Origin of the sequence: Microbacterium sp. (genome assembly GCF_011620665.1) — a bacterium.
In the GTDB taxonomy this organism is placed as follows: Bacteria; Actinomycetota; Actinomycetes; order Actinomycetales; family Microbacteriaceae; genus Microbacterium.
Genome location: NZ_WOYQ01000079.1, coordinates 1 through 7093, shown reverse-complemented (window position 1 = coordinate 7093; position 7093 = coordinate 1). Strand labels below are relative to the sequence as shown.

Below are 7093 nucleotides of genomic sequence, written 5' to 3'. Positions count from 1 at the left end.
CGTCGGTGGCGTCTCGCGAGGTCGGGGCTGCGGCATCCAGTATTCATGCACTGCTTGCAGACCACGGCTACCGGTGGGGTGCCGATCAGGCCGGTGCGAAGGTGTGGACACGACTGCATGTGGGGGAGATCGATCCCAGCACGGGTGTCGCCTATGGCGGGCCAGCGCAGTACGTGTTGCGTACTCGCGATCGGATCGTGGTCGATGAAGCGGGCATGGTCGATCTGCAGACGGCAGACGTGCTTGTCGACCTCGCGATCGAACAGGGGGTCGGGCTCGCGTTCGTCGGGGATCCCCGCCAGGCGCTGCCGGTCGGACATTCCGGTGCGATGGGTTCAGCGATCCGACACGCGAATGCAACGGTTGAGCTCGACACGGTGCATCGGTTCCGCGATCCCGAGTACGCGGCGCTCACGCTGCGGCTGCGCAACACGAGCGACCGTGAGGATGCATTGGCGGCTGCAAGTGAGCTTGCGGAACGCGGTCACGTCGTGCGGGTTCATCATCATGATGCAGCTCGTGAGCGGATGATCGACGCCTACTTCGAATGGCACGCGCGTGGCAAGCGGGTGACGCTGGTTTCCGGCACCAACGCTGAGGCGGATGCGATCAACGACGCGATTCAGCAGCGGCGAGTCGACCACGGCGAGCTGGATCCCGGAGTGGTCGGGTGGGGGATGGGGGAGCAGCGCATCCTCATCGGCGACACCGTCCAAACCCGCCGCAACGATCGGCTCACGGGCGTCGAGAATCGTGCGCAGTGGATTGTGCGCGGCATCCGCGAGGAGTTCGTCGATCTTGCGTCGGTTGGCGACAGCGGCGAGTTGCGGCGAGTATCTGCCGAGTATGCGCGGGAGCACCTGCAGCTCGCCTACGCGTCGACGGTGCATGGCGTGCAGGGCGACACAGCCGATGCGTCGGTGGTCGGGCCGGATGTGGACGCGGCGGGACTGTACGTCGGCCTCACTCTCGGGCGCGTGCACAACATCGCGATCGTGGTCGCGCGGACGGATGCCGCGGCTCGCGAGCGCGTCGCCGAGTCGATGCAGCGCGGCACGCCGGAGCTGACTCTGCAGGATGCTGTGCGCGCGGCTCAGGCGGAGATGCGGCGCGCGGCACGGGCGCGGGACTTGGCGATGTGGGCGGGGCCGGTTGTTGGGGCGCCGAGTGCTGGGCGCGGAATAGGGATGTAACCGGCGTTCGATACGCGGGCGCTCAGTGCGCAGCGCTCGGGTGGGTTCTACGTTCATGGCCGGCGCGGAAGCCAGGCTCCCCGCGATTTCAACCTCATGTTCCGACGAAAGACCGTCCGCTGCGCCCACTGACACCGGCTCCCAGTGCGGCCCACCACGCCATCGACGCATGATACGAGGGTGCGTCAGCCTCGCATGACGCTGGATCGGTGCAGGGTGCATGCGATCAGAATCACCGCAAAGCGCGATGGGTCAGTTTCGGTGGGTCGGGAAGCGATCGCTGTAGCCGTTCGAGTCGGACCCGACGGCGTGGCCATCGGTTGACAGCACAGTCGAGTTCTGACTCGATGTCTTTCACCCATGCTTTTGCGGACACGCTGACGCGGGATCCGGGGAACCATGAGTCGTCGGATTCGACAAGGCATTCAGTAGCGCGGGACCACCATTCGGCGACGCCTGGGTCGACCTCGGTGAGCAGCATCTGAACCTCGGGCCGCTTCTGTGTGCTGCGCCCGTAGACGAGTGACCGGATTCCGGTGATGAGCAGCCCGTTCTCCCGCGTCCGGAGCACCGCCCGAGCCCAGTGCTTAGCCGCCCAGAACGCTGCGGCGTCCTGACGACGTTGTTCGGCGATCCGCTCCAGCATAAAAGCGAGAAACACCCCCGCTGCGGTCGCGAGCACGGTGATCAGTTGCCCCGCCCCGAAGGCCGCATCGTTGAACGACATCAGTAACTCACCGCAAGCGCCGCGTCGACTACTCGCGTCGTAGTGATAGCGGAGCGATGCGATTGTGCCGCGGGGCAGGTGCCGACACGTGGTGACCGGTTGAGATGTCGATGCCGGCTACCGCGCTGCCGGGGAGGCCATGCAACTCCTTCAGCGCTTCGCTGACGGCGAGGCACGCGGCGATGGTGCCGACGAACGGCACGCCGATTGCCTTGCCGGCCAGGCTGACGATTCCGCAACGATCGAATCTGCGATCCAGGTCAGCGAACCCGGGGGTGGCGGGGATCGCGCGTTCGTTCTGGAGTTGGTCCTGCCAGGCAAGGATGTCGTGGCTGGGCTTGCTGCCGGGGAATCGGTGCATGCTGATCGCGGTGTGGTCGCTGGCCTGTGCCCCGAGGCCCACGTCGATCGTGAGGGGCCACCCGATAGCGGATAGGGCGCGGCGAGTGGGCAGGTTGTCGACGCCGATCAGGGCGACCGTGTGGAGCTCGTCGGCGCGGAGGCGGAAGTCCTCGTTGAGGGCGCGTTCGATGATGCGGGTGCGGAGACCCGCGTCCTCAAGCCGGTCGGCGACCAGCCGGGTCTTCGGGACACCGCGAGAGTCTCGCGGGGTTAGGACACTGGTGCTGTGGTTGGCGGGGCTGGTGCGGTCGGTGTCCTGCAGGGTGACTTCGACTGTGACGGGACTATCGAACGGAAGGTGGGAGATTACCCACCCGTACGCCTGGCCGAGGTGTCCGAGACCGACCAGCCACCAGGATGCTGGCGCATACCGCAGGTCCGGACCTGATCCGCTGTCGGGTCCTAGGAGGTTCACGTGCACGGTCCGGTAGCCGGCGTCGCTACCGGGGATGCTGCGCGCGTGTGCGAATGCCTCACTGACGGCGAGGGCGGCGGCGGCGATCGCGGCGAGCACATTCCCCTGGTCGACTGGTGCCAGCCGTGGGGTCGGGGACACGGTCGCGGTCCAACCTTCCCAGCTGGCGTGCAGCGTGAGCTCGCCAGACGTCGACGGGACGTCGCTGCCCGCGCTTCCGATCACGAGCACCATCCTGTTTGGAGCCGCGCGACCCCGGTCGAGGCGTGCGCCCTCCTCGCGAAGTGCGTCGCTGAGCAGCCGGCCCCGGTGAACCCCGTCACTCACTCGGATGTCTTCGGGGAGTTCCACGTACACGACCCCGAAGGTGCGGACCGCGGTGACGGCGGCGGTGAGAATCGCGGCCTGCCCCGCCGGCGTCGTGACTATCCTGGGGGCGGGATGCAGCGTCAGCTGCCGGTCGAGGAGGAGTCGCTCGGCGTCCTCGAGGGAGGCGGCGGTGCCGTCGGTGAGGTGCAGCAGCGCGACCCTGCTGATCTCGTCGGCGTCGAGGATGGTCATCGCATCTCCTTCGAGTTAGGGAAGAGGTGCCGCAGGCGTGCGACGGCTAGCAAGAACCCCGCACGGACACGCAGCATGCCGGTGACGTCGGCGCCGTACGCGGGCTCCCAGGCGCCGCCGGGTAGGAGACGGTGTCCGCCGAGGTCGGTGGCACGGATGGGTCCGGCTGCGTAGTTCGGTGCAATGAAGGCGAGGTGGCCGGGAAGCGCGATCATCGGATGGGTTGCGTCGATCCTGCTCTGCTGGATGTATCTGCTCGGGTGGGTGTGGATGTCGCCGAGGACTCGGAGCCCCCGCTCACGACACAGCTGGTTGAGGCGGCTCAGCCCGATGGCGTGCATAGTGATGCCGCCGGTCAGGCAGTCGGCGTCCAGATCGTCGTAGTAGATGATCCCGGTGATCTCCAGGCCGCCGGCTATCGGTCGGGCGTCGCGGTGCGCCAGCAAGAACGCACCGGACTCGCGGCGGTCTTCGCCCCGGCGGTGAAGTTCCCGCAGCAGTCGCGTGAAGCGGCGTCGGCTGATCAGCAGCGGGCGCGCGGTTGAGGTTGTCACGCGGCCACCTCCGGGATAGCGCAGGAGCGTAGCTCCTTGTGCAGCTCTGTCAGGTAGAACGCAATCGTACGGTTCGGGTTCCACGAACGCTCGGGGTGCTGCGGCGCCCAGGTCGCGTGGTCGCCCTGAACGAGCACACGTTCGCTCGCCATGTACGGCGTCCATCCGTTAATGCTCGACCACTGCGAGCGGAATACGGTCTCCGCGGACGGCCCCTCAGGGAGCTCCATCTGCGTCAGTGGACGGTTCGCGTCGATGTGCCACGGGGTGCCGGCCGGCGCCGAGGTCGGGTAGCCGGTCACGTCGATCCGCATCCCAAAACTGCGGCCGTCCCCTGCGGTGATCGCGACGATCAGCGTTGGGAAGTTCAATCTCGCGACCCGCCAGTACCCGTTCTCGACACCGTCGAGAACCGGCACTGACTGCACGTCTTCCTCGATCGCGATCCGCGCCGGGTCGAAGGCCTCCATCGCGGGGTCAGCCCTGCGGGCGGACCAGCGCGACCAGTTCGAGGTCGACGTGGTTTCCGCCGTTCGCGATCGACGCAATCGGCTTGTCGAGCGGGAGGTCCTCGGTGCCGCCGGGCAGGCGCAGGCCCAGGTCCGCGGCCGACGCCGGGTCGATGCCCAGCTGGCTGATGGCCTGCCCGCGGATCGCAGCGAGCCGCACTCCGGGCGAGACGGTCAGGCTGGCCGAGTTGCCAGCGTAGTGGATCTCGACGGTGATCTGCCGTCCAGGGTGGGTCACAACCCGGGCGGTGCCCTCATCGAACGTGGCTCCGAGCTGGTCGGTCGTGTCAAGCTCGCGGCCGGTGTCGTCGACCGCGAACACAGACATCCCCTCCTTCAGCTCCACGTGATCGCCGAGCGAGCTCTCCGCCGCCGCGTCCTCCACGGTACGGACTTGACCGTCCTTCCCGCTGTGCACATGTAGTCGCATCGTGCGACTCCTCTCTCGGCTTGCGCCGGTATATTTGCGATTATCGCAACAGTATCTGAAGTTGCGATAATCGCAAAATCGATCAGTGGACGACGGGATCGCGTGGAAGAATCGCGCCCGGGCTCAGTGTGAGTCACCGGCCATCGCAGGCTTCAACCGCGTGCGCGGGCGTGCACATCGTCGGCGCGGTGAGCGGCGCCGCGAGGACGATCAGAGAAGGAAGTCGCGCGGGGCTTCGGGCTTGCGAAGCATCGGCTCGCCGGCATCGAGGATGCGCTGAGCGACCTCGTACGCGCGGTCGATTGACAGATCGAGGTAGCCGACCATGTCGCAGAGGATCCCAAAGGTGTCCCGGGTGGTGATCTGCTGGCGCTGTGCGAACCGATAAGCTTCCCGGTCCTCGGTCAGCCACGCCGAGTCCCGATAGAAATCATCGGTCCGGAGTAGGTGAAGGGTCTGGCTCTCCCCGAGATGCTGGCGAGGGCTCGCCTTGCCGCCGCCGAAAACAGCGACACGTATGCCCTCGACCGCGCGGACATCGGTCGCGCGATCGAGCTGTATCGGTTCGCCAAACAACGCTTGCTGATCCAGATGCTTCAGGGTCGCGACATGATTCGTGCAATCGGAGATCTCTCTTGAGACAGCTTCCACGACGCGTCCCTTGCCGCGCAGATACTGCTCGAGGACTCCCAGCTCATTCGCTCGACCGAAGCAGACGACGACCGAAGTGTCCGGGAACAGGAACTGCACAACAGCCAGCGCCTACGCGAAGTGCAGCGCGCTGTCGTCCGCCGATGCGCTGTCGACGAAGTACTCCTCAAGTTCCTCAGCGGGCTGGCCGAGTAGGTTCGCCGCAGGCCGTAGCGTCGTAACCCCGTCCCGATACGCATCCAGATACGCGTCGATGAGACGTTGCGCCGGGCGCGGCACGCTTGCCAGGCGGGCACGATTTGTGTGCTCGGCCGCCTCGCCCGCGCGCATGGCCATTGCACGCGCGGTCTGCGCGCCCAACTTGCGCTGATCCTCCTGAGATATCAACCGTTCATTCAGCAGCCGCCACGACATCGCACTCGGCGACATCTGGAAGTGCAAGACCAAGTCATCGAACGCCTCTACCGGCGATCGAGCACCGACGAGCGCCACAATCTCCGTCCGCGGGGCTAGGAAGCTTGCCGCGAACGAGTTCGCTCGGCTCTCCACTGGCGTCTTGTCCGACTCCAGCTGCTCCTCGATCACCTCGTCTTGTGAGTCCCCGAACGCTAAGTGGGCAAGCTCATGTGCAAGCGTGAACCGCTGCCGGAACGGAGCGCTCGAGGTCGCGAGAACGATGACGCGCACGCCCCCGTCCGAGAAGGACAACCCATCGCAGTCCTGCGGCAGCCCTGTTACCACGACGTCGACGCCGAATTGACCCTCGATGTGTCCGATCAGTTCGGCGTTGCTAAGGCCGCCCACCGGCGACGCAAGCAACTGCACGTATTCTTGCGCCAGCTTCTGCGCTTGCTTCACATAACCACCGGTCGTGGGCTTGGCCGGCAACGGCGGGAACTCGAGCGGACGGCCGAGGAAATGGAGGCCCTCTAGCTTCTCGACAATCATCTCGATCGTCTCGCGACCGACCAGATCACTCGCCTCGATCGCGTACTCGGCAGCCCTGTGGGCGAGCACGAGCTCCCGCGTGGAGTCGCCGTTGAGCAGCCAGTCGACTGTGGTGGCACCCTGCTCCGCGACCAACGCCAACTCGAGCGAGGTGAACCTGCGTTTGCCTGCCAACGACTTTGTAAGCTTCGGGCCATCAAGTCCGATAACGCTGGCAAACTTCTTCTTCGTCAAACCCGAGCGTTCGATCACTTCATTGACACGCGCGATTACCTGATCGTCCGCCATGGCGTCATCCTCGCAGATAATTGCGAAAATCACAATCTCATGGTAGGTCGGCGGCGAGTGCCCAATAGCGTGCCGACGCCGGAATCAGCGAGGCCATGGCGCGCCGTGCGCGCCATGGCCAGCACGCATCGAGCAATCCTCCATCCCCCGACAGCGGAGCCCGGATTGATGATGCTCACGCGACTTCTCGCGACGCAGACGGGAACGCGAAAGATACGGCGGGGTTCCTACGTCCTGGTTGTGGCGACTTCCTCTTGCAGCATCCGATCTGGGTCGCACAGTCTCAAGTGCCCGATGGGAACCCATCATCGTTCCTTGCCCGGATGCGAACCCCTATCGCGAGTGGCAACTCACCCCAAACCACTAAGGGATCGTGAGTTATTTACGTGGGTGTGTTGGGGTTGAGGGTGTAGTT

General features: G+C 65.7%; 8 protein-coding genes. 1 reads left to right on the top strand and 7 read right to left on the bottom strand.

The genetic code is table 11. The features are described from left to right. Positions 1-1193 (top strand): AAA family ATPase (locus QZV81_RS10125; RefSeq protein ID WP_292836627.1); only part of this gene is annotated, 1193 nt, incomplete at its 5' end. A gap of 232 nt (positions 1194-1425) precedes the next feature. On the opposite strand, the gene QZV81_RS10120 is transcribed toward QZV81_RS10125, so the two are convergent. The 7 genes from QZV81_RS10120 to QZV81_RS10090 all read right to left on the bottom strand — a co-directional run bounded on the left by QZV81_RS10120 (position 1426) and on the right by QZV81_RS10090 (position 6711). Further along, positions 1426-1920, bottom strand: coding sequence for a hypothetical protein (locus QZV81_RS10120; RefSeq protein ID WP_292836624.1), 495 nt, complete (start codon positions 1918-1920; stop codon positions 1426-1428). A gap of 28 nt (positions 1921-1948) precedes the next feature. Continuing rightward, the gene (locus QZV81_RS10115) at positions 1949-3298 is read right to left on the bottom strand and encodes a hypothetical protein (protein WP_292836621.1); all 1350 of its coding nucleotides are present in this window, start codon (positions 3296-3298) and stop codon (positions 1949-1951) included. After that, the gene (locus QZV81_RS10110; RefSeq protein WP_292836618.1) at positions 3295-3852 is read right to left on the bottom strand and encodes a hypothetical protein; all 558 of its coding nucleotides are present in this window, start codon (positions 3850-3852) and stop codon (positions 3295-3297) included. Before QZV81_RS10110 ends, QZV81_RS10115 begins: the two co-directional genes overlap by 4 nt. Further along, positions 3849-4322: a hypothetical protein gene (locus tag QZV81_RS10105; RefSeq protein WP_292836615.1), complete on the bottom strand. Its 474-nt coding sequence runs from the start codon at positions 4320-4322 to the stop codon at positions 3849-3851. Before QZV81_RS10105 ends, QZV81_RS10110 begins: the two co-directional genes overlap by 4 nt. A 7-nt stretch (positions 4323-4329) precedes the next feature. Further along, positions 4330-4791 carry a hypothetical protein gene (locus QZV81_RS10100; protein ID WP_292836612.1) on the bottom strand — a complete coding sequence of 154 codons (462 nt, stop codon included), beginning with the start codon at positions 4789-4791 and terminating at the stop codon, positions 4330-4332. Between the two features lie 210 nt (positions 4792-5001). Next, positions 5002-5541: a hypothetical protein gene (locus tag QZV81_RS10095; protein WP_292836609.1), complete on the bottom strand. Its 540-nt coding sequence runs from the start codon at positions 5539-5541 to the stop codon at positions 5002-5004. 12 nt (positions 5542-5553) lie between these two features. Further along, the gene (locus tag QZV81_RS10090) at positions 5554-6711 is read right to left on the bottom strand and encodes an ImmA/IrrE family metallo-endopeptidase (protein WP_292836607.1); all 1158 of its coding nucleotides are present in this window, start codon (positions 6709-6711) and stop codon (positions 5554-5556) included. Positions 6712-7093: the final 382 nt, after the last annotated feature.